This window comes from Leptospira ognonensis, from assembly GCF_004770745.1.
In the GTDB taxonomy this organism is placed as follows: domain Bacteria; phylum Spirochaetota; class Leptospiria; order Leptospirales; family Leptospiraceae; genus Leptospira_A; species Leptospira_A ognonensis.
Window position 1 is genome coordinate 20,882 of the sequence record NZ_RQGD01000035.1, and the last position, 24,941, is coordinate 45,822.

Below are 24,941 nucleotides of genomic sequence, written 5' to 3' on the forward strand. Positions count from 1 at the left end.
TTAAAAAAGATTTAAGGGTAGATGATAGGAGGGGATTCTAATTGAAGACCTTCTTTAAATCCTTTGCATATACTTTTTAATTTTTGATATTTTTGTTTTTCCAGGAAAAGAGTTCTCGTGGTATCAAAAAAGAAATTTAATAAATCGATTAGAAACCAACTAGGAATCTTTTTGGCATATAGTTTCCATGTTAGGATTCGATTGCGTGTCATGTAATATTTTCTCAGGCTGCTATGATTAGTCGGACTAATTTCGAAGCCTAAAGGCTTGTAAGTAGTTCGCTCTCCAAGCTGGTGTAATAATTTTGCATTTTTTAAGACATGAATTTTGAATTGAAACGATCTCACTCGTAAACAATATTCTATATCAATGTAATCAATAAAATAATCTTCACGCATAAGGCCGATTTTTTTTATTACTTTAACAGATATTAAGCTCCCTGAAGCTATAACCGTATTTACCTCACCAAAAAAACTTTCCCCTTCTTTAAATCCTCTCCGTCTCCAAAATCCCGACTTTTCTTTCACCCAATACTTTTGTTTTCCGCCTGAAGAATGGACAATATCGGGGGCAACTATGCCTACATTTTTATTTTCCCGCAAATGTGTCGCTAAACTTGTTATCATTTCTCGGTCTGGGGTGGAGTCATCATCTAGAAAGAGGATAGACTTAAACCCATCGGAAATTGCTTTTTTTATTCCTATATTTTGCGCTTTCGCTAAACCGACATTCGTTTCTGCTTTTTTATAAGAGAGGTTATCGTTTGAGTTTTTAATGATCTTCTGCAGTTTAATGGTAAATTGTTTTGAACATCCATTATCGATTAAATAAACCTTTTGAACTTGTCTCCTTACAAGATCTAAATTATTAAAAAAAGAATCATCTGTTTGGTAAAGAACAATGATACAGGCAACATCTATTTCCATTGCCATCCCCATTTCGTAAAATATTGAATCATACTTCGAATGAATAATATAAACAATTTAAAAGATTTATGGGATCCTCTTTGGTATTCGTGGATTGCTCGTGCGCTCGGCGCGTATAAAGTCCTATATCCTAGATTCTTGATCCTTCGTGTTAGATCCGCATCTTCAAAGTAAAGAAAAAATCTTGGATCAAATCCCTTCACCTCGTACCAGACATGATAAGGGATGAGCATCCAGCAGCCGGATATAAATTCAATATCCATCTCACTTTCATAATTCATATCGCTCATTTCATATTCTTTGACTGCCTTAGTTATGATACTGATTTTCTGTAAAAAAGGAAATCGTCTGCCCATCAGACCGAACACAGTAGGATTTTTTTTGTTCAATCGCTGTAAACTACCGTTAGGGTATGTAATTTTTCCAGTAAAGATTCCCAAGTTTGGTTTTGATCGAGCGAAGGTGAGCATGTCGGAAATCGAATTCTCTTCAAGATATAGATCTGGATTCACAAGGAGGATGTAGTCAGATTTTTTAGCTTGGCTCATTGCGAAATTATTTCCGCCACCAAAACCGTCGTTTATGTGACCTCGCATAAAATACTGCCATTGCTCACGGTTTTCAAATAAACTTTTGTATCGGGAATCAGGAGAATGATCAATAAAAATCCCATTCCAGACAATATTCCGATCTCTTATCGAATCTACGCATTTTGAGAGAATTTCGAGGCTAGTATTATAGGCTACAATTGAAACAGTTACATTCACCACATTGTCAATATATCATTTTGTGCCTACTTTGCCATTTATTTTAGCAGTAAGAAGGGGAATTGCTTAATAGAAATTTAAGAAAATGTTATCCATCGTTCCTATCTTTGGTTTTGGATTTCGCTAATTTTGAATTTGAATTTATATCACAGCTTCGAGAAAGCCCGACGAAATCAGATCCATAGGGATTGCCAAAACTTCGCCTTCCGTATTATGCACGTTTGGCTAGGAATTGGCGTTTGATAAGCGATCTAAAATTGAATGTTAAACCTTGACTTTCTAAGAAACAAAAGAAAATTGTTACTACAATGAACACTGCCAAGCCAGCAAAAACTGATCGCAAATCCAAGTCGGTGAAGTTAACTACCTCTCTTATTATACCAATTTATAACGAAGGAGGGCATCTGCAGGAATTTTTAGAAAAGATAGACCTTTTGCCTCTTCCCACTGATAAGGAACTTGTATTTGTGGATGATTTCTCGAAGGACGAATCAAGAGAGATACTCCGATCTTTTAAATTCAAATCGAAACATAAGATTCTTTTTCAGGAAATCAATCAAGGGAAAGGCGCTGCCTTACAAAGAGGGTTTCTTGCCGCGACGGGCGATATCATTCTGGTTCAGGACGCAGATTTTGAGTATGATATGGAAGAAATTCCTGCTTTGCTCGAGCCTCTCATCTCTGGAAAGGCTGATATTGTTTTTGGCTCAAGATTTAAAAAAGATGGCAGGCAAGTGCATCGCACCTTTCATTATTTGGTAAACCGTATCCTAACGATCTTCTCAAATTTCTTAAGTGGTTTGTATCTAACAGACATGGAAACTTGTTATAAAGTTTTCAGATCAGAAATCATTCAGAATATCAACCTCGAATCCAATCGATTTGGTTTTGAGCCAGAAATAACTGCCAAGGTAGCGCGACTGAAGGTAAGAGTTCAGGAATATCCAATCTCGTATTATCCGAGAAACTATTTAGAAGGCAAAAAGATTACTTGGAAGGATGGTTTTGCGGCCCTCCGTCATATCTTTTATTTCAATTTGATAGCTTCGAACCAACATTTTTTCAAAAAAGATATGCCCAAAAAATACATCCCGATCGGTGGAAACTGGCTCTAAGAGTCGACGGTTCTATCGATATCGAAAACCCACAGAGATTACTGAGATGTATATTTTTGGAATTGCATTCCTTGCCTATATCCTAGGTCTTTTTTATTTTTCTCCCATTCGATTCCAAACGATTACGGATCTTTCCGTTTTACTAATCCTCGGATTTTCAATTGCTTATTATAAAAAGAAATTAAGAAGTCTGACGCAAAAGCATTGGTTATTTATACTTTCGGCCAATCTCCTCTTGTTGTATATTTTCTCTTACAACTTAGATATGGTTCCGGAAACATCCATTCCTAGATACAAATTGTACTTTAAGGTATCTTATTTTGCACTCATTCTTCTGCTCAATTTTCATTTATTTCGCGTTCGAAATTTGAGTTTTCTGTTTCTTTTGGTAACACTCTGCGTAACGAATATTAGCATCTCTTGGTATTTTCTTGGGTTTACAATTAAAAACATTCCGCTTTTGATGTTTGCACTTTGTTATCTGCCTCTGGTATTTAGATCTAAAAAATTAGTAAATGATGCCATTGATAAAATTTTACTAGCGATTGTCATTTATCTACTTTGTATTCTGCCTCTTTCATATGATTATTTTAACTCAGTGCTCAGTACTTCTTACTTCACTTTATCAATCATTGTTTTTTTTATTGCTAGAAGTTTACCATCTAGAATTTATCAAAAAATTCTGTTGAAGCAATTGCTCTCTGTTTTTTTTATTACAAATCTTTTTATCTTTAGTGCCAAAATAAATTACCTGCTCGTAGATAAAGCTCTGCTCGGTTTAAAAGTGAATTTCGGTGGTTTTAATACAAATTCACTCGGTGGTATGTATTGTTTGTATTTCATCATCCTTGTATTTAATCGATCTTTATTCAAAGATAAAATACCATCGCTCTTTTATTTTGGTTCATTGGTATCTGCTTCCTTTCTATTTGTCTCCTTTCATAATCGTTCGTCGTACATTGGAGTTACCATTGCATTTTCCATATTTTTACTCGTAAATAATCAGCTCCGTATATCTGAATACTTCGGAAAGATAAAGAAACTTTACTTAGTTGGTATTTTATGTTTATTTATCTTATGCTCCTTTTTTGCACTATTTTATATATATAATCACAGTAACTTTGATTCTTTTAAAATCCGACTTTCCATATGGGACTTCTATTTAAAGGAGATATTTTTATACTCTCCTTGGTTTGGTTTTGGTATAGATGCACCTTACATCCATGCTGCGATAGATACTGAGAGATTATTGGATTCGAATACTGCTTCTGAATACTTGGGATTTATTCATACATTTGGTCCGAACATCCATTCTCATAATGTTTTTATCCAAGTACTCTTTTCTTTAGGTATAATCGGTCTAGGGCTGTGCCTTACTTTTTTAACTCTTTCGATCATACATTTAATTAAGAATGAAACAAAGAGATCTTCTTTCTATTTTATATTTGGAATGGCTTTAATCAGTTTATTTGTTCATGAATTATTTGATTATACATTAGCAGACCCCGCTACTTTTTTTCCTGCAATGGTTCTCTTGGGCTTTTTGCTGCAAACCAAAAGACAATCAAAAACAAAGGTCCACAAAGATGTATATTTAAATCTGATATTGTCTATACTCGTGCTCGTGATTTTTATAATCTCTTGGCAGTATATTATCATGTTTAAAAAAATGGAATCGATCAAGCACTTAGTCAAAACAGATCTTGTAGGAAACGCGTTTATCCCAGCCGGTATGAAAGCATCTAGTGATAAATTTGAAAGGTATGAAGAGCTTCGAAAGTATTTAATGTTTGATTCTTGGAATTACAAATCGATTGCGATGGACGGGGAAGTCTATTTTTCAAAGTATCATTCTGATCTGGAGCCAGAAAATAACTTAGAAGCCTCCAAACGAAAGTATCTCGAGTGCATTCATTCCAATTTTTACCAAGCCTTCTGCTATTTTCGATTAATGCAGATTTCTTCCATCAAGAACGATAAGGTAGAGGAAGAAAATTACCGTCTAAAGCTTATTCTAATGGACCGTTATCAATTGATCAAAGAAGAAACATACAGGTAAGATCAGTAGACAAGTTCAGGTGTTATTTTATTTTCTTTCGAAAAAGAACGATTGGAGGGAATAAAATTTTATGCACTTCCAAAAATTTCCGTTCTGATTCCGTCAATTCATCGGGCAAAATTCTTTCATAAGAATCGAATCTTTCCCATTTTGCTTTGTGTAATAAAACCTTATTTTTATTTCGGATAGTGGGATTGAGTTCGTAATCCTTGACTGCTTCCTGGTAAAAATTTGCCGATGCTAGCTCGCTTTCAGCCTCCTCTAAAATCAATCGATCGTAGATTCTATTTTTAAAACTATTTTTGTATTCCTCAATCAACGGAAGTACGAATGGATCGCTAGGCAAGAGATCCGTTGCAGAGTAAAGTGTAAAGAAAGGTCTCTTATTGCAATATACTTTCCCCATAAAGGAAAGTTTCTCATATAAAATAACACCCGGAATGTCACAAAATTTTTGTTGGTATTCTGTTTCGATGGATGTTAGTTTAAGATACGATTTGTACACTCGATGTGGAGAATATTGCAATAATTTAAATTGTAATAGCAATAATGCGAATAAGGCGAAATGGGAAAGCATTAAAAAATTTGAGATTGTCTCCCAGTGAAAATAGAGTAAAAACACTGATATAACAGTCAAGACACAATAGGCATATAAAAATGAATTTACAAAGCCCCCATGTTTCATTCTGCCAAGTATGCCGATGGATATTAAACTTAAAAAAATCAAAATAAGAGAGTAATACACTCTCTCGTTCAAAATGTGTCTCCAATATTTATCGAATTGAAACTTAATTTTATTGAAGGTGATTATTTCGAAAGCACAGATTAAAAAGAACTGCGGAATGATTAGAATTAGAACTTCTTTCAGAAAGTATCTTTCTGAGAGTGGGTGTAGGGAAGGTAAAATAAAATTGAAAAAAAGATAATAATTATCGAGTTCTCTTATTTCATTCCAGAGAAGTAATGATTGATAAAATAAGTAGAAAAACAAATATACAAAAGCTACCTTTCTATTTTTAAAAAAGAAAATCAACACAAAATATAAAAACGGAAGGACCAGTAAACTCTGTTTGATAAAAATGAATTCGCTACATACCCAAGCAAATGCAAAGAGCAGAAGTAACAAACGAAAGTTTACCTCAGATTTCAAAATCCAAATATAGATAAGAATAGATAATAAAATCCAAAAATTAAGTAAGCTATCTACCTTTGCAAGATCTAACCAATAACCTGTAAAATCATAGGATACGAAATAAAGTCCTGAGAAAAGAAGAGTAGCTAAAACAGTTTTAAATTTTGCCATCTCTACTCTCGAAATGCTTCGGAGTATAAAGAAGAATACTACAGGTAAGCTAAAGTTTGAAATTACTGAAACCAGTCTTATGTTTGGTAAATTGATCTGAGAGAACGATATGAACAATTTGCTAAGATAAAGATAGAAAGGGCCATAAATTTGGGCTACGTAATCTATCGTTGGGAAAGCATATATGGGCTTTCCATTCATATACTGATAGTAAGCCTGGAGAAAGTAATCTTCGAAGGGACCAAGTATGAAATTTATTTTGGTTCTTGTTAGCATAATAAGAAAAAAATAAAAACTGTAATAGACTGAAATACCAAGCAGAACAAGTATATAGGAGCGGAGGAGGAAGGATTTTTTTGGATTCATGAGAGGACTTTTGCTAAAATGTGGCGGCCAACGGGTCAATTCAAGATTTTGCTAAGGATACTTGCAATCAATCTCTTTTTTTCAGATTTATAAGCAAACATTTCCAAGGTGGTCTCAATTTCGTGATTTGTAAACTGCTTCTATTCCATTTAATTCTGTTTGACTTTCTATGCTTACCTAAGTTTAATTTTGTTTTTAAGTTCTAAATGAAAATTTCCAGGTTTAGTCTCGTCTATATATTCCTCTTTCTCGCCTCTGTCCTCTACCAATCGTACTGGCTGAGGGAAATAGAATTAGGTAAGGTGCCTGGTCCTGTTGATCCCTTTTTAAAAACGGTACAAGGATATTCACTTTACGAAAGTAATTTCAAAGAGCAGGGATTATATTACTCTTTTTTAGGTATTGATCCAAATTATGAGTTCTGTTTTTTTCAGAAGGATATTTTTACTTTTCGCTTGGGCGAAAAATTGCTTGGACCATTTCCGATATCCTTTACCTCCATCGTTGCCGTTTTATTTCATTTTCTAAATTTACAGAACATTCCGTATTTTTTTGTAATCCTAAATTTAATTCTTTTGATTCTTATCTTTTGGAATGTTAAGAAGAGCATTCCTATCGCCATCCTAGTTTTTTGGGGTCTTCCATTTTTTATACCTAATTCGGAAGTGTCGGAACATTCGATTTTAATTTTAACCCAGTTGGCAGGGTACTTTTTCACAAGAATTTCTTTCTCCCGATTCCGAAGAGAAACGAATGTGTTTAACAAAAATATATGTTTGGCAGGCTTATTCTTTGGGATAGGACTATTTTTCCGTCATGAAGTTCTTATTTTCGGCAACCTAATGATAGTTACTCTAATCGGAATGAAGTATGTAAATAAAAATACATTGTTTAAATGGAAGGATGTAGTTGCTTTTACTTTGAGCATGTATCTGATGTTTGTTTTATTTTTTGTCATGAATAAGATTATGTATGGATCTAGTGTTGGTCCTAGATTAAATACAAATAGCTCTGGAGTGTATTCGGATTTATTTTCAAAATTAGCATATTATAAAGTGATCTTATGGAAAGAGGGTCCAAATTACGGACTCTTTGGAAAAAATATAGTGTTTCTTGGCACGTTGATTTTGGCAGTGTTTCAGTTTCGGAGTATGCATAATCTTGATAAATTATTTTTTTATCCAAGTCTTGGTTTGATTCTAACAGTCCCGATTCTTGCTCCCAATGATGGTGGATCGCCTTGGGGTGCTCGTTATTTATTTTTATGTATTTATCCTTTGGTTTACCTTACTGCTAAATTGTTATGGAAATACCGGAATACAAAATCAGGGAAGCTTGCATTTGTTCTAAATATTTTAGTGATCCTTTCTGTGGGTCAAACCATGTCGATTGAAAAAAAAGGTTTATCCTCAACAAGACTCGTAGCAAAACAACAATTAAAGTACAAGGATGAAACATCTCTTTTGGATGCCGATCTTATCATTTTTACAAGCGAACTCGTTGCCATGCAAACGGGATTTAATTATATCAATTTACCAGTAGTCCTTCTTAATAACGATGAGAAATTGCCTTCCTTTCGGGAAAAGTTTTTAAATAAGAAAAATCGATTTAAAAATATTGTTCTAATTGAACCGAGAACTGAAAATATAAACTTAACAAAATTTTCTGCATCGGATTTAGAAGGCATACGCCCAGGGAAAATCATAAGAAGATTAGATAGTCTATTAACGAAGAAAGACGTTGAGATGAAGGAATTAACGATTGTTCATCGTTATATAAACAAATGAAATACCTTAAGTTAAGAACTATTTTTCCCATTCTTGTTTATATGATATTGGTCGTTTACCTGATCCAATTTAGATATAAGCTAGATAAAAATGGTCCATATTTTACAAGCGATGGAGCCATAAAAATTTATCAAACCTATCAATACAAAGAAAATGGTCTTTTGTCTTTGGAATGCTATTATCCTAGTCGATCATTGGATCCAAATTTTGAATTTTATCCTATTTCCTATCCTTGGGCCATATTTTCTTCAGATAGCAATAAAGAAAGATGCGTATTAGAATACCCGCCTTTTTTCTATTGGATAGGCGCCATTTTATTGAGTATCGTTAGTCTCAAAATTTTATTATATTTACCCATTCTTTTTTACTCTCTAGCCATCTTTTTGTTTGATGCCATTTTACTTGTAGTTGGATTCCGTTCCTTCTTTCGGATTTTTATAGTTGCTTTATCTTTCTTTAGTTTCCCGATTCTGACCTCGATTGACTACACGGAAAGTTCATTTTTTCTTTTAATCTATTTGATCGCCTTTTATATGTTAGCCCACACAATAAAGTCAGATCAGAAGAAAAAATCTCTCAATTTTCTGTTGATCGGCGCTATCCTTGGGTTCTCTTTTTTCTTTCGATTAGAAATTATTTTTCCCGTAGTTTTTCTTTTGATTTGCTTTCTATTTATCATGAGGGATATCAAAAATACTTTGCTTATGGGAGTCGGTTTTGCAGCCATAGCTTCTATTTTCTTACTTTATAATTTTTCGGTTTCAGGTCATATTCTCGGATTCAGATACGTATCCTCTATCAATCTAAACGAAAATTCTGGCGCAGGTATTTATGAAAGGTTCCAATTATTAAAAGCATATCTTTGGGGCGACAGTCTTATGATTGGAATCTTCCAATTCAATCCATTGTGTTTTTTTATGATTGTTGCACCCGTAGTTAGTTTGGTGTTAAGGAAATCTAATCGAATCGGAAGCATGTTTATATTTTCTGGGATTTTTGCAATACTTAGCATCCCATTCTATGTAACGTTTTATGGTGGAGTTGGTTATTTTGGACTTAGGTATTTAGAAGCACCTTTTTTCCTCATGGTAATCGGATTTTCGAGTTACTTAGGAGAATCAAAATTTATAAAAGATTCTGTATGGAAGACAATTACGTTCGTCATCCTTAGTTTTTTAATTTATTTTAATTTGGTCACAACGCGAGAAGGGCTAAAAGTTTTAAGGAGCGCGTCTGCAGATTTACATGCTCTGCATGTTGAGTTTGATAAATCATCGAAGTTTGTAATTCATACCTCCCTCTATTCTTCGATATGGATGGGAAATTCTTTCCTAAATAAAAATCATATTCTGACAACTGATACGCATGCCTATGAAACATTTTTGGATAAATTAAAAGAAAAAGAACAGTTCATCGTGATACAAAGTCCTCAGGATATTTATATTTCATCAGATATTCCAAAATCTTTATATCAGAGATATAAAACTAATGTTAAGATTGATCCGAAAAAAACAGAAATTTTAGAAATTAAAAAGTTGTTTGGCGTGAATATTATTCTCGCGAAAAAAAAGTAAGCGAATGATTTTCTGCGACTCAGGCTTGTTTGGATGTAACAGAAAATTTCGCATGGAACAGCCAGGTAAAACCTAGTGATCGCTTGGTGATCAGAGTAAAAAGATTAAATAAGATAGGTAGCGTGATCAAAAGAAAAAGAATTGAAGAACTAAGAAACGATTTTTCTACAAAATTAATTTTGATGAATTGTTTGAATATGAAAAAGGGAACAAAACTAAGCGCAGTTAATATCCATGAAACGATTCTGAGTTCACTATTGTTAATAGGAATACGGTAGAATGTGTGGGTTTGGACGTCGAACCTTGGTTGAGACCATTCCCTGATTTTCAAAAATGGTTTTTCGACAAAATAATAACTTAGAAGAGCTAATATAGTAGAAATTCCCAATGTATAAATCGAGGATTTTAATACACTTATGGAGTCATTAGATTGGATATCTGTATAGCTATATACTTTAATCATTACAAATCCACTCACATAGAGATGTACTAAATAGATACCATAGCTCAGTTTCCCAACAGACACGATTAAAATATTTGTTAGCATTGTTTTAAAGTAACTGAAATATCCTAATACAGTGCCAAGTACGAGGAGAAATGAGAAGAGCGTAAATTCTGAAATCCGAAATACAGTTTGGTAAAATTTCAGAGATTCATATTTAAAGGTGAAGCTATAAATTAGGAGCAAAGTAGAGGGAATAAAGAGTAAATAAAACCATTTTTTAAATTTCACATTAAGCATAGAATCTTTATGAAGCCTAAAAATTTCCATAAGTAAGATTCCTGCGATAAAGGAATCGAAGTGGGTATGGATGGGATGGAAAATTTTTTGAACATAAATCTCATTCGAATCCATAGGAATAAGGAAATAATAATAAGTTCTAACCGCAATAGGTAAGACAAGAAAGCCTAGAAGGAATAAAAATTTCCATTTTGTTCTTTTAATGTAAGTAGTATAAAATAGAAAAAATACTGGCATGGCAATGTAAAATTGTTCTTCCATTGAGAGTGACCAACCATGGATGAGCATACGTACCGGAAAATAGTTAGAGATATAAAAAACATCTACCCACCAATTGCTTAATTTCATTTCCAATTCACCAAGACCTGATGTCATGACACCCAAATTTGCACCTTGTTTGGCTGCCTGCAGTGTTAATCCCATAATGATGATCGAAAAGGAAATCAAAAGATAAAGCGGAGGGAAAATCCGAAGTGATCTTTTAAAAAAGAAATTTTTCCAAGCCGAAAGGAAATTTGATTTTTTCAATTCGTTTGAAAAGGCATAGGAGACAAGAAAGGAGCTGATCACGAAAAATAAATCCATTAAGAATTCAAAATTTTGGAATGCGGAATGGTAGTCTCGAAAGTAAGCAGGCATAAAGCCGAGGCCATTCACAAAACAATGATAGGCGATGACTATATAACATCCAATAGCTCTGATGCCATACAATTCATTGATTTCTTTTGGATTGACTCTGAAAATTTCTAAAAAGTACTCTTTCATTAAACCTGTGTTATGTGAAAACTATGATTGAAACGCACGTTCTAACAAATTTACGAGAACCTCTTGTTCCTTTTTCGCAAATGCTGGAATCGTTAGATTCTTTGAGTGTTTTAAAATTGTTTCTTCATCCAGAATTTTTCCATGATGCATTTCACCGATCATTTCGCTGACGATTGGAAAAATTTGAGCTAGATCAAGATAGCCAGATGAGTTTAAAATGACACTCATGCCAATGGCACCTTCCGTTCCGTAAAACGCATTTTCATTTGGAAAAATGGTCTGCCATAACTGACCGGGTAGACTTGATTTTACAAGTTCAATCATTCCCAAATTATCAGGCCCTTTTTCGGTAATATTGATGAGGGAAAGCTGAACTGGATTTATTTTTCCATGAATGCGAATGTTCTCTTCTCCGAGTTTACGAATTCTTTTGGCAGCATCTCTGGTGATCGCGTCTCTACCTAAAAAATTCAATTCATATAGATAATCTTCCAAAACATCACCTTCTAGTCTTCCTAGACAAATGATTTGATAGAGTGTAAAGATCATGTAATCTGATTCTGTATTATCGCCCATAAGAATCTCTTTTGAGTGGGTAGGCTGGAACACCCGATCATGCAAAAGAATCGAAAGTTTATAGGCCATTTGGTCAAACAAACTTTGGTAAGATGCTCCAAAGAATTTTTTTGTTCTAGACCAAGCTGGTCTAAAGCCATTTTGCAAAAATTCTAAAGGATTAAAAAATGTACCTACTACTTTATCAAAGACACCTTTAATCGTGCCTTCTAAATATTTTAAATGCAGGGATTCGATTTCTATGTTATGGTTCGCAATCGTGGCAAGCATGGTTCGCCGAAAGAAATGAGGACTTGCTGAAATAAACGCAAGCGGCGCATTGTCTAAGCCCAATCTCAGTTGACGATATAGTTCGGGCATGCCTGGCAGGCATCGTTTCTGTTCAGGTGTTTCAAAGAGTGTGCTAAACTTACCTTTTCCGGAGTGAATATCAGTAGCTAAATATGTTTGGTCAATGTCGGATGTTACAATATAACCTTTGTAATCTTCCGAGAGAACTCGAAGTTTCCCTTTCCCAACAATCGTCGTCTTCCCCAAAATGGAGTCTTCTGTATTATTTAAGTGGGCCAAGTCTTTTGAGTATTGTCGAAAACTATCCAACCCCTCCAGATACACCTGAAATGTGTGTTTCCCGGTTGGTAATTTGTCGCGCACTTCGCAAGAGAAAAAGCCATCCTCATCCGCTTTGACTTTTCCCGATGAGAATATTTTTTCTCCCGATTCATTGCGAATATCGATACGAAGGACGGGCTTTCTAACCGGTGCTAGCGAAAAATCTAAAAAAGGTGTGATTTTACTCTCTTCTCCAGAAAAAAGTCCAGTCACGAGATCCCATAAGCCTTCTGCTTTCATAGGATCCGTTATGCCAATGTCGACCACCTGTCCTCGAATGTAGGATCGGCGCTCGCGACCAAGTGAACCACCGCATACGGCGATTCTTTTGATGTCTGTAAAATTTGGTTGTGAATTTTGATTCTGATCTGGCATAAAAATGAAAAAGTTGTGCCCACAGTCTAATCCATAAGGATAAGATTTCCACCCCTTTTTTATGAATGCCATACGCAACACATCCCAATTCGTGAAACTCCTTCACAATGAGAAAGAACTGTTTGTTTTTTCTGAACCTGTCGATCCATACCTAGAATTGGCTGAAATCCAACGCCGTGTTGTGGCCAGAAAAGGACCAGCGCTTCTTTTTTCGAATGTAAAGGGAACAAGTTTCCCGGTAGCGACGAATCTCTACGGTTCCGAAAAAAGGATCCATCTCGCTTTTGGGGATAAGCCCGTTCAAACGATCCAGAGACTCACACGGCTCGTAAAGGAGCTCCTGCCACCAAAGATGGATACGTTATGGAAAGAACGCTCTCTTGGTCTTTTGCCCTTCCTTGTCGGTTTAAAAAAGGTAAGAAGGGCTGAGGTTCTCAGAAACACGCTCGGTCCCAAGGGACTTCTGGAATTGCCACATTTCGTTTCTTGGCCTGAGGATGGTGGACCTTTTGTCACCTTACCATTAGTTTATACCGAATCTCCGTCCAATGGAAAGGGAAATCTTGGAATGTATCGCATACAGTTGTTTGATGAAAAAACAGCAGGCATGCACATCCAAATTCATAGAGGAGGGGGCTTTCACCACCATGAAGCAGAGCTCTTGGGACAATCCTTGCCTGCACATGTATATGTTGGAGGGCCACCGGCTCTCACAATTGCGGCAGTTGCTCCCCTTCCAGAAGAAATACCTGAACTCGTTTTTGCTTCTTTCCTTATGGGAGAAAAATTGAAAATCACAAGGGATAATAAGATTTCACCCTATCCGATCGTAGCCGATGCAGATTTTGCCATCATAGGAAATATACCCGCAGGTAAACGAAAGTTAGAAGGTCCTTTTGGAGATCATTACGGATATTATTCTCTTGCCCATGAATATCCTTATCTTGATGTAACATCCGTTCATCATAGAAAGGATGCGATTTGGGCTGCAACCGTGGTTGGGCGTCCGCCTCAAGAGGATCATTACATTGCAGAATTTTTGCAGGATTTGTTATCACCACTTTTCCCTCTCGTAATGCCTCAGGTAGTCAATATTTGGGCATACGAGGAATCTGGAGTCCACTCGCTTGCCGGAGCAGTTGTTAAAGAAAGATACTACAAAGAGGCATTTACAGGCGCCTTACGTATCATGGGTGAAGGTCAATTGTCTCTCACTAAGTGCTTGTTAGTAACCAATGAAAGAATCAATTTAAAAAATTTTTATGAGACATTCAAAACAGTCGTTGAAAGATGCGATACCGAAACCGATGTTCATATCTTCAGCCACATCAGTCAAGATACTTTGGATTATACCAGTGGTAAGGTGAATAAAGGAAGCAAAATGTTAATCTTAGGTGTCAGCGAAACAGGTGAGCCTAAATACAAAAACCTTCCGAACTCTTTTGAAAGATCCTTTCAAAACAAATCTTTTAAAAAAGCCAAAACATTTATGCCAGGCGTCCTGATTGTAGAGGGAGATCCCTTTTACCAAGGCGAAGAAAATTTAGCCAAGAAATTACTCGAAGAGAATCTATCTGGATTCAGATTTGTATTTCTCGTTGATGATGCAAACGACACTGGAAAATCCGATCATGATTTTATTTGGACCGTATTTACTAGAATGGAACCTGCTCGAGATGTCTATTCTCGACACGTCGTTGAAAACAATCATATCCGTCACATTGCACCTATCGTCATCGATGCCAGAATGAAGCCCTGGATACCTGATGTTCTGATTCCACTCGAAGAGACAGTGAGAGCGGTAGACCAAAAATTTGGAAAGATCATTGATTCCATATGCTAAGATCTTAAGAGTTTACATTATACGTTATGAAAAAGAATAAAATATTGGTCACTGGGGGCGCAGGTCTCATAGGTTCTCAAATCGTGCAGGATCTAAATGAGCAAGGTACCACGGAAATAATTATCTGTGATCATTTGGGAACAACCGACAAATGGACAAATTTACGGCGAAATTCCTATCATGATTATCTTGAGAAGGACGAGCTAAGAAGGCAGATGGATTCTCACGAATCGTTTTTTAAAGATTTTTCTCACATCATCCACCTTGGGGCCTGTTCGGCGACAACGGAAAAAGATGCCTCTTATTTAATTCATAATAATTATATTTTTACAAAAGATTTGGCCCATATCGCCGTTAAGTTTAAAATTCCCTTTGCTTATGCTTCCAGTGCAGCCACTTATGGGGACGGGGAGTTTGGATATGATGACCGCCTACCTTTGGAGTCTCTCAAACCGCTCAATATGTACGGATACTCTAAGCACAAATTCGATTTGTATGCAACCAAAACTGGTTTAATCCGGGAAATCACTGGGCTAAAATACTTTAATGTATTCGGTTTTGGAGAGGCTCATAAAGGAGAGATGAGAAGTTTGGTCTTAAAAGGTTATGAGCAAATCAAAGAAACAGGAAAGCTCAACTTATTCAAATCTTATCGTTCGGAGTATAAAGATGGAGAACAAAAGAGAGATTTTCTTTATGTGAAAGACGCAAGCAAGATCACGCTGTTTCTACTTTTGAACGGAAAAAAGGGGATTTATAACGTTGGTAGGGGAATAGCGGAAAGTTGGAACGAACTTGCCTCAGCAATGTTTGCCGCAATTGGAAAGGAATTGAATGTGAACTACATAGAGATGCCCGAAATTTTAAAGGGAAAATACCAGTATTATACGTGCGCAAAGATAGACCGCCTGCTCGAGACCGGCTACAATCTTGGCTTTACAACGATTAAAGATTCAGTTGCTGACTATGTGGCCCTTCTAGAAAAAGAAGGGCATTAAACCTAAAAAATTTATTTTTTATAAACTTTTACGATTGTCGCGATTAATTCTTTAAATTTCGGATCTTTCAAAGAATAGAACACTTGGTTCGAGGATTTCCTCGATTCTAAGATTCCATTGTTCTTCATCTTACTCAGGTGTTGCGAGGCAGCTGATTGGCTTGTCCCGAGAAGTTCCACAAGTTGCCCGACTGTCTTTTCTTCTTTTGCAAGTGTATAAAGAATAAGCAATCTGATCGGGTGTGCGATACCCTGGATGCCTTTAATCGCAAGTTCCAGTTGTTGTTTAGAAAGTTCTGTTTTTATTTTCATTCGTAACGTAATCCGTTATATTCTTATGACGAATATACACTTGTAAAGACTACAGATTTTTTTTGATTCATAAAAAAAATAGCGAAATAAGAAATAAAAATTGTCGTACCCACATATTCGGGAACGACAATTATTTAATGTTAGCGTATTAACGAAATTATATACGTACTCCTCCTGAAATTTCTAGAATGACTCCAGTAATTAAATCATTTTCGATAATAAATTGAGTTGTTTGGGCAATTTCATCCGGTTCTCCCAGTCTGCCTATTGGTATGATGGATTTCCATTTTTCTAATGCTTCTGGATTCATATCCTTTAATACCATTTCCGTACCTATGAATCCGGGTGCAATTCCAGCGACTCGTATGCCATATCTTGCAAGTTCCTTGGACCATGTCACAGTCATAGCTGCTACCCCCGCCTTAGCCGCGCTATAATTGGTTTGGCCAGAGTTGCCATGCATTGCAATCGATGCAATGGGTATGATCACTCCTGATTTCTGTTCAGCCATGCAAGCTGCCGCTTCCCTTCCGGTTAAAAAAACGCCTGTTAGATTGACATCAATCACAGACTGCCATTGGTCTATCCCCATTTTTGCTTTCACTTTTCCGGTTTCTTTATCCACGCGGATGAGGAGGCCATCTCGTAGGATGCCTGCATTTAAGACAGCAACATCGAGACGTCCCCATTTCTCTTTTGCAAGCTGTATCAAACGTACGCTTTCTTCTTCACGAGCGACATTTGCGGCAATTCCAATCGTAGGAATGCCTTGTTTTTCAAATTCGACGACAGTTTCATTTAGTTTTTCTTGTTGGATGTCCGAGAGGATGATATTGGCTCCCAATTTTCCGAGCCGAAGGGCCATAGCCTTTCCGAGCCCGCCTGCAGAACCAGTGATTAATATACTTGCGCCTTTTATTTCCATGCCCACCAATATGGGGAGTGGTGGGTGGGAAGTCTAGGAAAATCGAAAATTAGTGAAGCTCGGCGATTTCCCCACTGCGGATAGAAACATAATTTTCAGAAAAAGGGATTTCGACCCTTGCAATGGTTCTATCGGCGTGTGTGATGATGCGAAAGAGATTGGGATCAATTCCCTCGTTTTTCATAAGGATCATGATGAGGGCAATGCCGAGGCCAGCACCTTCTGTATTGTCCATATTGTCCATATAGAATTCTGCGATGTCATTATAGCCCATCGACTTCTTCATTTTTTCCCGCATCCGAGTCTCTTCGGTTTTGATCACAGGGGTATTGTTTAAAACTTCGACGAGCATTCCATCTGGACAGTAGTGGAATTTCAATTGTACATAAACGCCTCGCGCTAAGCAACGTCGGCCATATTCTTCTGCCATCTTTTCTGAGAACTTTTTGGAATATTCTTTGATGCCTTTTTCATAATCTTCCGGATTCGTAATATCAAGTCCCTCGTCCTCAAAAAATACCCGTTTTTGATTCGCCTTGATCCCGTTGATCGTAAGTTCTTTTGTGATCGTGTAGAGCATTTCAATGAACCGGGCATTCTGCCTGTCCGTTAGAATTTCCGTAATGAGTCCTAGAACATATTGTTCTAGTTGGCGGTTCATTCGGGAGGAGCGAACGGAAATTTTGGAATTTGCCTTTACCAATTCTGGGATTTTTGATTCAAGTTCTTGAAAGGGTTTTGCCACAGTTTTTCCTACACTTCCTACGGGAGTCCTTTATATTATCGAACTGGTCTGCCGTAAAACTGAATTCTGTTCGAATTAAACAAAATTCCTTATTTTTTTGCAAAATCAGGAAATAAACCCATTTTCCATTGACCAAACAGGCCTATTAAAAATAGTGTAAAAAACCTAGCCCTTCTTGGGAGCTCGTGCTTTGAGTGGGAGAGGATTTGCCCTCTTAGCTCAGTGGTAGAGCACTTCCATGGTAAGGAAGGGGTCACCAGTTCAAGCCTGGTAGAGGGCTTGTATAGGGCTGTAGTTTAATGGTAGAACTAGGATCTCCAAAGTCCCAGGTGGGAGTTCGATTCTCTCCAGCCCTGCCATTAGATGTTGCAGAGAAGACTACTAAGTAAAAGAGAAAGAAGATTAGGACAAAGTTGATGAAAGCCACTAGTTTCATTCAAGAGTGCAAAGCAGAATTAGAAAAAGTCCACTGGCCTACCCGTCAGGAGGTCGTGAGTTCTACTGTCGTTGTCCTTCTTACAGTTATTATATTTTCCCTTTTCCTATCCGCATCGGATTTCCTATTTTTGAGACTACTTAAGTGGTTTTGGGCATTGGGTGCGTAGGAGAAAGTTTCAGTTAAAATGAGTGATTCTACGGAAAAAAAATGGTATGTCCTTCAGACCTATTCGGGTCATGAAAATAAGGTCAAAACCAATATAGAAAAGATGGTCCAACAACAGAAGTTAGAGGACCAGATCTTCTCAGTGAAGATTCCTTCAATGGATGTTGCTGAGATGAAAAATGGCAAGAAAAAAGTTACGAAAAAGAAACTGATGCCAGGTTATGTTTTAGTTGAGATGAACATGACGGATGATTTGCGATTCAAAATCCAAAACCTTCCTTCTGTTTCAACATTTGTAGGTGGGCAAGGGAAGGGGCCAGAGCCGCTTTCTTTGGATGAGATTAAAAACCTATTTTCTGATGTCGGTGACGTGGAATCAGAAGAAGTATCTCGCCCTCGTTTTCTATTTAAAGTTGGTGAGACTCTCAAGATCATCGATGGTCCGTTTGCCAATTTCAGTGGGCTTGTGGATGAGATTTTTCCTGATAAAGGAAGATTGCGTGTAAGAGTTGAGATTTTCGGAAGGTCGACTCCCGTAGAACTTGATTATTTGCAAGTGAAGTCTGAACCGTAATATTTCGTTAGAGTTTTGATAAGTAAGGATTTTTAAGTTTATGGCCGCAAAGAAAGTAGTAAAACAAATTAAACTCCAAGTGGAAGCTGGCAAAGCAAACCCAGCTCCTCCAGTAGGACCGGCACTCGGTCAAGCTGGTTTGAACATTATGGAATTTTGTAAGCAGTTCAACGAGAGAACCAAGGCGCAGATTGGCCTCAAGCTTCCTGTTGTGATTACTGTTTTTACGGACAGAAGTTTTACTTTCATTACAAAGTCGCCACCAGCGGCACTTTTGGTATTGAAAACTCTCGGGATTACTTCTGGCTCTCCTACGCCACACGTAACAAAGGTGGGAACCATCAAACGTGCCCAGCTCGAAGAAATTGCAAAAACAAAAATGGAAGACTTAAATGCGAACGATATGGAAGCAGCGATTAAAATCATTGCTGGTACATGCCGGTCCATGGGCGTCAACGTAGAAGTATAATAGGATTCTGGTAACTTAAGTTATGAAACGCGGTAAAAAATATATCCAACTAAAAGAAAAAGTAGATCGCACAAAGTCCTATCCGCTCATTGAAGCAGTGGGTCTTGCGAAATCGACATCATACACTAAGTTTGATGGTACATTAGAAATTTCTACAAAGATCAATTATAAATCCCTACAAAACGTGAGAGGGACAATCTCTCTACCACACGGAACAGGTAAGACCATTAAGGTTTTAGTATTCTGTAAAGGTGACAAGCAAAACGAGGCAAAGGCTGCAGGAGCAGATTTCGTTGGCGATATGGACCTCATTGAAAAAGTTGCGGCTGGATGGACTGATTTTGACGCCTGTGTTGCTACTCCTGATATGATGAAGGAAGTTGGTAAGCTCGGACCCGTTCTTGGAAGAAAGGGTCTTATGCCAAAGCCAAAAGCAGGAACGGTTACAACTGACGTAACAAAGGCTGTCAAAGAACTGAAAGCTGGACGAATTGAATACAGACCTGATAAGGGTGGAGTTGTTCACTTAGGCGTTGGCAAGGTTTCTTTTGCTGACGATAAACTTCAGGACAATATCAACGCAGTCGTGGCAGCGCTGATGAAAGATAAACCTTCTGATGCAAAGGGTGATTATTTAAAATCCTTCGCCGTTTCGGCGACTATGGGTATCGGCGTAAAGGTCGATGTCAAAGAATTAGTAAACGCAAATATATAACGGAAATACAATGGCAAACGCGAGCAAAATTGAAGCAGTAGCAGAGTTAAAAACCAGATTAGAAAAAAGACCTAATTTCATATTGGCGTCTTACAGTGGTCTTACGGTTGAGGATATGACAAATCTTAGAGCACAACTTCGTAAACAAGGCTCTGAGATGAAGGTGATTAAAAATAACCTGTTCTTACGTGCTCTAAAAGAATCAACGTTACATAAAGATAAATCTATAGATTTTGGCGACATATACAAAGGTCCACTTGCAGCGATTTTTTCGACGGAAGAGTTGCCTGCGGTCGCAAAAGTTTGCAAAGATTTTGCAAAAGATAAAAAAGATTTAGATGTTAAGACTGGTTATTTCGATGGCCAAGTCCTAGACAAGAAGGGTGTTGAGTCGATAGCCGGCCTTCCTTCTAAACAAGAACTACTTGCACAAATTGCACGTGGTCTAAACGCACCTAGTACACAAATTGCCTCAGGTATGAACCAGATTATTGCTAGTTTGGCCCGAGGGATCAAAGCTATTGGTGAAAAGAACGGCTAATATCCACTGGATTCATAGTGATTAGTAGAGTAAGGAGAATATAGGATGTCTGTTGACGCGCTATTAGAACAAATTGGTAATCTTACACTCGTTCAGGCTTCTGAACTCGTGAAGAAAATGGAAGATAAATTCGGGATTTCTGCTGCTGCACCGGTTGCAGTTGCTGCTGTTGCTGGTGGTGGCCCTGCGGCTGCTGAAGAACCTGCAACTTTCAACGTAATCTTGAAAGCTCACGGTGACAAGAAGATTGACGTGATCAAACTTGTAAGAGAAATCACAGGACTAGGTTTAGCAGATGCGAAAACTCTTGTAGAAGCTGGTGGAAAATCAGTGAAAGAAGGGGTTTCTAAAGACGAGGCTGCTGATATTAAGAAAAAACTCGAAGGTGCTGGGGCTCAAGTAGAAGTTGCTGCTGCCGGTTAATCACCAGCTTGCAGGTTTCTTCATCCCCTTTCTTCAAAAATTTAGAGGCAGGGAGGCCGTAGGCGTCCCCACCTCTATTTTGTCATTTATAGTTACCATCATATTTTGTTATATCTAGGGAGAGTGTTCCATGAATACCCGAATGCAATCTAGAAAGCGGGTAAATTTCGGTAAAATTACCGACCTCAATTTACTTCCTAATCTTATCTACGTTCAAAAAAAATCTTTCGACTGGTTTCTCCAGGCGGATGTGAAAGACCCAACGAAACGTGCCAACCAAGGCCTTGAGGCTGTTTTCCGGGAGTCGTTCCCGATTGAAAGCCCCAATAATGACATGGTCATGGAATATGGGCATTACATTTTAGGGGACGCTAAACGCAATCCTCAAGAATGTAAGGATACGGATTCCTCATTTGCTCTCCCTTTAAAGGCAGTCATTCGCCTCATCATCAAAGAAACAGGTGAGATCAGGGAGCAAGTTGTCTATATGGGCGACCTACCGGTCATGACGGACCACGGAACATTCGTGATCAACGGTGCTGAAAGAGTGGTCGTCAGCCAGTTGCACAGATCCCCAGGTATTTTCTTCTCGTATGACCAAGCAAGAGATACATTTTCTGCAAGGGTGATTCCTTATCGCGGATCCTGGTTGGAATTCGAAATGGACAATAAGGGAATCCTTGTTGCGAAAATCGACAGAAAGAAAAAATTTCCAGCTACACTTCTTGTAAAATCTATGGGAATGGGTACCAACGAAGAAGTATTACGCTTGTTCTACGGTTCTTCCAAAATGAAGATCGCTGGTGCTGGTCCAAAAGAGATCAAACGTCTGATCGGCAGGCGTACAATCGCAGATATCATCAACATGGAAACGGGCGAGGTAATGCTCGATGCTGGTTCCAAAATCAACGAAGATAACATATCCATTCTGCGTGAAATGAAAGTGAAGGAAGTTGAAGTGATTGAATTTCCAAAAGGAAAAGACAATCCCGTGCTCATCAACTGTCTTGAAAAAGATGGAGTGAATGATTACGAAGATGCTGTGAAAAAGTTTCATACCATCATGCGCCCAGGCGAGCCTTCCACGATCGAAAACGCAGAAGGGGAACTACGTCGCTTATTCTTCTCACCTAAAACATTTGATTTGGGTATTGTTGGTCGTTATAAAATCAATAGCAAATTCGAATTCAATAATCCAAAAGATTTCAATAAGGTAGATGATCGTGTCCTTCGTAAGGAAGACATTATAGAAACCGTTCGTTATCTCGTGATGCTCATGAGTGACGCGGAAAACTTTTATCCGGATGACATTGACCACTTGGGTAACAGAAGGATCCGTTCCGTTGGAGAGCTTGTTGCCAACCAATTGAAGCTTGGATTCTCACGTGTGGAACGAGTGATCAAAGAGAGAATGACAGTTCAAGAGCCTGAACAACAGACTCCACAATTGCTCATCTCTATTAAACCAATCACAGCGGTGATCAACGAATTTTTTGGTTCTTCTCAATTATCACAATTTATGGACCAAACCAATCCTCTAGCAGAATTGACTCACAAACGTAGGTTAAATGCTCTAGGCCCTGGTGGTCTATCTCGCGATAGAGCGGGTTTTGAAGTTCGTGACGTACATTATTCTCACTATGGAAGAATGTGTCCGATTGAGACACCTGAAGGTCCAAATATTGGACTCATTCTTTCGATGTCGAGTTTTGCTCGGGTCAACGATTACGGCTTTTTAGAGACTCCTTACCGAGTTGTAAAAAATGGAAAGGTATCAAAACAAGTCGAATACCTAACTGCTGATAAAGAAGAGTATCATTACATGGCACAGGCTTCATCCGCGGTGGATGAAAAAGGTGACTTTCAATCTAAATTGATCTCAACACGACACAGAGGGGATTTCCCTTTCCGTAGCCCGGCAGAGATTCAGTATATGGACCTTGCACCTTTACAAGTGGTTTCCGTATCCACAGCTCTCATTCCATTCCTCGAACATGATGATGCCAACAGAGCGCTCATGGGATCGAACATGCAACGTCAAGCGGTTCCGCTTTTGACAGATGAAGCTCCTTTCGTAGGAACCGGTATCGAATCTAGAGCCGCATACGATGCAGGTGTTTGTATCGTTGCAAGGAAAGATGGAGTGGTATCGAAGGTTGATGCAGAAGGCGTTTGGGTCAAAGAAGACGCCTCAAAAGAAATTGCACATTACCCTCTCATTAAATTTAAGAAAACGAACCAAGGAACTTGTTTCAATCAAAAGCCAAACGTTAGCATGCTTCACGCATATGCGTCCGGAAAAGTAACAAAGGTTAGCAAGGAGCGCATTGAAATTTCTTTAAACAATGGTGAAAAAGAAATTCATGAACTTGTGCTCAATGAAGAAACACAATTTGCCTCTCTCGTGAAAGAAGGTCAAGAAGTACCGGTTGGTTTTCCAATCGCAGGACAGATCATCAAAGGGGAAAAAATAGGCGATTTCGGTGCCATCCTTCAAAAAGGTACCGTTCTAGCCAATGGACCTTCGACAGATGCTGGTTACTTAGCACTCGGAAAAAACGTTCTCGTGGCATTCATGCCGTGGGAAGGATACAACTTTGAAGATGCGATTCTCATTTCGGAACGCATCATCAAAGAAGATGTTTTTTCATCCATCCACATTGAAGAATTCGAGATCCAAGCACGGGAAACCAAGCTAGGTCAAGAGCAAATCACAAGAGACATTCCGAACCTATCTGATAAAGCATTCCGCGACTTAGATGAAACGGGTGTCATTCGGATTGGTGCGGAAGTAAAACCTGGTGACATTCTTGTTGGGATGGTGACTCCGAAGGGAGAGACAGATCTCACTCCAGAATACAAATTATTACATTCCATTTTTGGTGAAAAAGCCAAAGAAGTCCGCGATTCCTCACTCCGAATGCCAAACGGTTTCGAGGGCACTGTCATAGACATCAAACGTTTCTCTCGCGAAACCGGCGACGAGCTCGCTGCTGGCGTGGAAGAGATGGTAAAGGTCTACGTTGCTAGAAAACGTAAACTTCTCGTAGGTGATAAGATGGCGGGAAGACACGGAAACAAGGGTGTTGTGGCTCGAGTCATGGCTCAAGAAGACATGCCTTATATGGAAGACGGCACGCCGGTTGACATCGTCCTTAATCCACTCGGTGTTCCTTCACGTATGAACTTGGGACAAATTTTTGAAACCCAACTCGGTTTTGCTGCTAAAAAACTAGGGATCAATTTTGAAACCCCTGTGTTTGACGGAGCAACAGAAGACCATGTGCAAGATTTCTGCAAGCAAGCAGGCCTCCCTTCAAATAGTAAGTTTAAACTTTATGACGGTAGAACTGGTGAATCTTTCATTAATCCAGTGTTTTGTGGATACATCTATATGTTGAAACTTGCTCACTTGGTAGATGACAAGATCCATGCAAGGTCTACCGGACCATACTCACTTGTCACGCAACAACCTCTTGGCGGTAAAGCGCAGTTTGGTGGGCAAAGACTGGGAGAGATGGAAGTTTGGGCGTTGGAAGCATACGGTGCGTCTCACACATTACAAGAATTATTAACAATCAAGTCAGATGATATGCTCGGTAGGGCACGTATTTACGAAGCGATCGTAAAAGGAATTCATTCCATTAAACCTGGAATTCCTGAATCCTTTAACGTTCTCGTACAGGAATTGCGTGGTCTTGCACTAGACATCATCATCAAAGACTCTGAAGGTTTGGAAGTGGATATCTCTGATTATGAAGATGAGTTCTCGAAAAACAAAAAGAAAATCAAGTTCGAGACCATCGAAAACGCGTAGGGGAAAAGA

The 24,941-nt window shown here is 38.1% G+C and carries 21 protein-coding genes and 2 tRNA genes; 15 read left to right on the forward strand and 8 right to left on the reverse strand.

Annotation, left to right across the window (positions count from 1 at the left end; genetic code table 11):
- Positions 1-11: 11 nt before the first annotated feature.
- Entirely contained in the window at positions 12-926 is a 915-nt protein-coding gene (locus tag EHQ58_RS12970) for a glycosyltransferase family 2 protein (protein WP_167883633.1), read from the reverse strand.
- Entirely contained in the window at positions 917-1,693 is a 777-nt protein-coding gene (locus EHQ58_RS12975; protein ID WP_167883634.1) for a glycosyltransferase, read from the reverse strand. The genes EHQ58_RS12970 and EHQ58_RS12975 overlap by 10 nt, the downstream gene beginning before the upstream one ends.
- 308 nt (positions 1,694-2,001) lie before the next feature.
- Between EHQ58_RS12975 and EHQ58_RS12980 the strand changes: the two genes are divergently transcribed.
- Complete coding sequence (locus EHQ58_RS12980; RefSeq protein ID WP_135624338.1) at positions 2,002-2,808, forward strand: glycosyltransferase family 2 protein; 807 nt, start codon at positions 2,002-2,004, stop codon at positions 2,806-2,808.
- A 46-nt stretch (positions 2,809-2,854) separates the two neighbouring features.
- Entirely contained in the window at positions 2,855-4,867 is a 2,013-nt protein-coding gene (locus EHQ58_RS12985; protein ID WP_135624339.1) for an O-antigen ligase family protein, read from the forward strand.
- Between the two features lie 22 nt (positions 4,868-4,889).
- Here EHQ58_RS12985 and EHQ58_RS12990 read toward each other — a convergent pair whose 3' ends face one another.
- The gene (locus EHQ58_RS12990; protein WP_135624340.1) at positions 4,890-6,536 is read right to left on the reverse strand and encodes a hypothetical protein; all 1,647 of its coding nucleotides are present in this window, start codon (positions 6,534-6,536) and stop codon (positions 4,890-4,892) included.
- 206 nt (positions 6,537-6,742) lie between these two features.
- On the opposite strand from EHQ58_RS12990, the gene EHQ58_RS12995 reads away from it, so the two are divergent.
- Together EHQ58_RS12995 and EHQ58_RS13000 are read left to right on the forward strand one after the other, a co-directional pair.
- Entirely contained in the window at positions 6,743-8,323 is a 1,581-nt protein-coding gene (locus EHQ58_RS12995) for an LA_3751/LA_3752 family putative glycosyltransferase (protein ID WP_135624341.1), read from the forward strand.
- The gene (locus EHQ58_RS13000) at positions 8,320-9,897 is read left to right on the forward strand and encodes an LA_3751/LA_3752 family putative glycosyltransferase (RefSeq protein WP_135624342.1); all 1,578 of its coding nucleotides are present in this window, start codon (positions 8,320-8,322) and stop codon (positions 9,895-9,897) included. Before EHQ58_RS12995 ends, EHQ58_RS13000 begins: the two co-directional genes overlap by 4 nt.
- 19 nt (positions 9,898-9,916) lie before the next feature.
- On the opposite strand, the gene EHQ58_RS13005 is transcribed toward EHQ58_RS13000, so the two are convergent.
- Together EHQ58_RS13005 and EHQ58_RS13010 are read right to left on the reverse strand one after the other, a co-directional pair.
- Complete coding sequence (locus EHQ58_RS13005; protein ID WP_135624343.1) at positions 9,917-11,404, reverse strand: acyltransferase family protein; 1,488 nt, start codon at positions 11,402-11,404, stop codon at positions 9,917-9,919.
- A gap of 21 nt (positions 11,405-11,425) precedes the next feature.
- Complete coding sequence (locus tag EHQ58_RS13010) at positions 11,426-12,967, reverse strand: phosphatase domain-containing protein (RefSeq protein ID WP_135624660.1); 1,542 nt, start codon at positions 12,965-12,967, stop codon at positions 11,426-11,428.
- Positions 12,968-13,028: 61 nt separating this feature from the next.
- Between EHQ58_RS13010 and EHQ58_RS13015 the strand changes: the two genes are divergently transcribed.
- Both EHQ58_RS13015 and rfaD read left to right on the forward strand, forming a co-directional pair.
- On the forward strand, positions 13,029-14,810 hold the full coding sequence (locus EHQ58_RS13015) for a UbiD family decarboxylase (protein WP_135624344.1): 1,782 nt from the start codon (positions 13,029-13,031) through the stop codon (positions 14,808-14,810).
- A gap of 26 nt (positions 14,811-14,836) precedes the next feature.
- Entirely contained in the window at positions 14,837-15,808 is a 972-nt protein-coding gene (gene rfaD / locus EHQ58_RS13020) for an ADP-glyceromanno-heptose 6-epimerase (protein ID WP_135624345.1), read from the forward strand.
- 11 nt (positions 15,809-15,819) lie between these two features.
- Here rfaD and EHQ58_RS13025 read toward each other — a convergent pair whose 3' ends face one another.
- The 3 genes from EHQ58_RS13025 to EHQ58_RS13035 form a co-directional block, all read right to left on the reverse strand.
- Positions 15,820-16,119, reverse strand: a complete 300-nt coding sequence (locus tag EHQ58_RS13025; protein ID WP_135624346.1) for an ArsR/SmtB family transcription factor — start codon at positions 16,117-16,119, stop codon at positions 15,820-15,822.
- A gap of 157 nt (positions 16,120-16,276) precedes the next feature.
- Complete coding sequence (locus tag EHQ58_RS13030) at positions 16,277-17,044, reverse strand: SDR family NAD(P)-dependent oxidoreductase (protein ID WP_135624347.1); 768 nt, start codon at positions 17,042-17,044, stop codon at positions 16,277-16,279.
- Positions 17,045-17,093: 49 nt separating this feature from the next.
- The gene (locus EHQ58_RS13035) at positions 17,094-17,789 is read right to left on the reverse strand and encodes a histidine kinase (protein ID WP_135624348.1); all 696 of its coding nucleotides are present in this window, start codon (positions 17,787-17,789) and stop codon (positions 17,094-17,096) included.
- 208 nt (positions 17,790-17,997) lie between these two features.
- Between EHQ58_RS13035 and EHQ58_RS13040 the strand changes: the two genes are divergently transcribed.
- The 9 genes from EHQ58_RS13040 to rpoB all read left to right on the forward strand — a co-directional run bounded on the left by EHQ58_RS13040 (position 17,998) and on the right by rpoB (position 24,932).
- Positions 17,998-18,069: transfer RNA gene (locus EHQ58_RS13040), tRNA-Thr, on the forward strand.
- A 5-nt stretch (positions 18,070-18,074) separates the two neighbouring features.
- Positions 18,075-18,148: transfer RNA gene (locus EHQ58_RS13045), tRNA-Trp, on the forward strand.
- 57 nt (positions 18,149-18,205) lie between these two features.
- Positions 18,206-18,394, forward strand: coding sequence for a preprotein translocase subunit SecE (gene secE / locus EHQ58_RS13050; RefSeq protein ID WP_135624349.1), 189 nt, complete (start codon positions 18,206-18,208; stop codon positions 18,392-18,394).
- A gap of 18 nt (positions 18,395-18,412) precedes the next feature.
- A complete protein-coding gene (gene nusG / locus EHQ58_RS13055) occupies positions 18,413-18,967 on the forward strand; it encodes a transcription termination/antitermination protein NusG (RefSeq protein WP_135624350.1) in 555 nt (184 codons plus the stop codon).
- A 40-nt stretch (positions 18,968-19,007) separates the two neighbouring features.
- Complete coding sequence (rplK, locus tag EHQ58_RS13060) at positions 19,008-19,436, forward strand: 50S ribosomal protein L11 (RefSeq protein ID WP_135624351.1); 429 nt, start codon at positions 19,008-19,010, stop codon at positions 19,434-19,436.
- 22 nt (positions 19,437-19,458) lie between these two features.
- The gene (gene rplA, locus EHQ58_RS13065; RefSeq protein WP_135624352.1) at positions 19,459-20,151 is read left to right on the forward strand and encodes a 50S ribosomal protein L1; all 693 of its coding nucleotides are present in this window, start codon (positions 19,459-19,461) and stop codon (positions 20,149-20,151) included.
- Between the two features lie 10 nt (positions 20,152-20,161).
- Complete coding sequence (gene rplJ / locus EHQ58_RS13070) at positions 20,162-20,692, forward strand: 50S ribosomal protein L10 (protein WP_135624353.1); 531 nt, start codon at positions 20,162-20,164, stop codon at positions 20,690-20,692.
- 45 nt (positions 20,693-20,737) lie between these two features.
- Complete coding sequence (rplL, locus tag EHQ58_RS13075; protein ID WP_135624354.1) at positions 20,738-21,115, forward strand: 50S ribosomal protein L7/L12; 378 nt, start codon at positions 20,738-20,740, stop codon at positions 21,113-21,115.
- A gap of 130 nt (positions 21,116-21,245) precedes the next feature.
- Positions 21,246-24,932: a DNA-directed RNA polymerase subunit beta gene (rpoB, locus tag EHQ58_RS13080; RefSeq protein ID WP_135624355.1), complete on the forward strand. Its 3,687-nt coding sequence runs from the start codon at positions 21,246-21,248 to the stop codon at positions 24,930-24,932.
- The last annotated feature ends 9 nt before the right edge of the window (positions 24,933-24,941 follow it).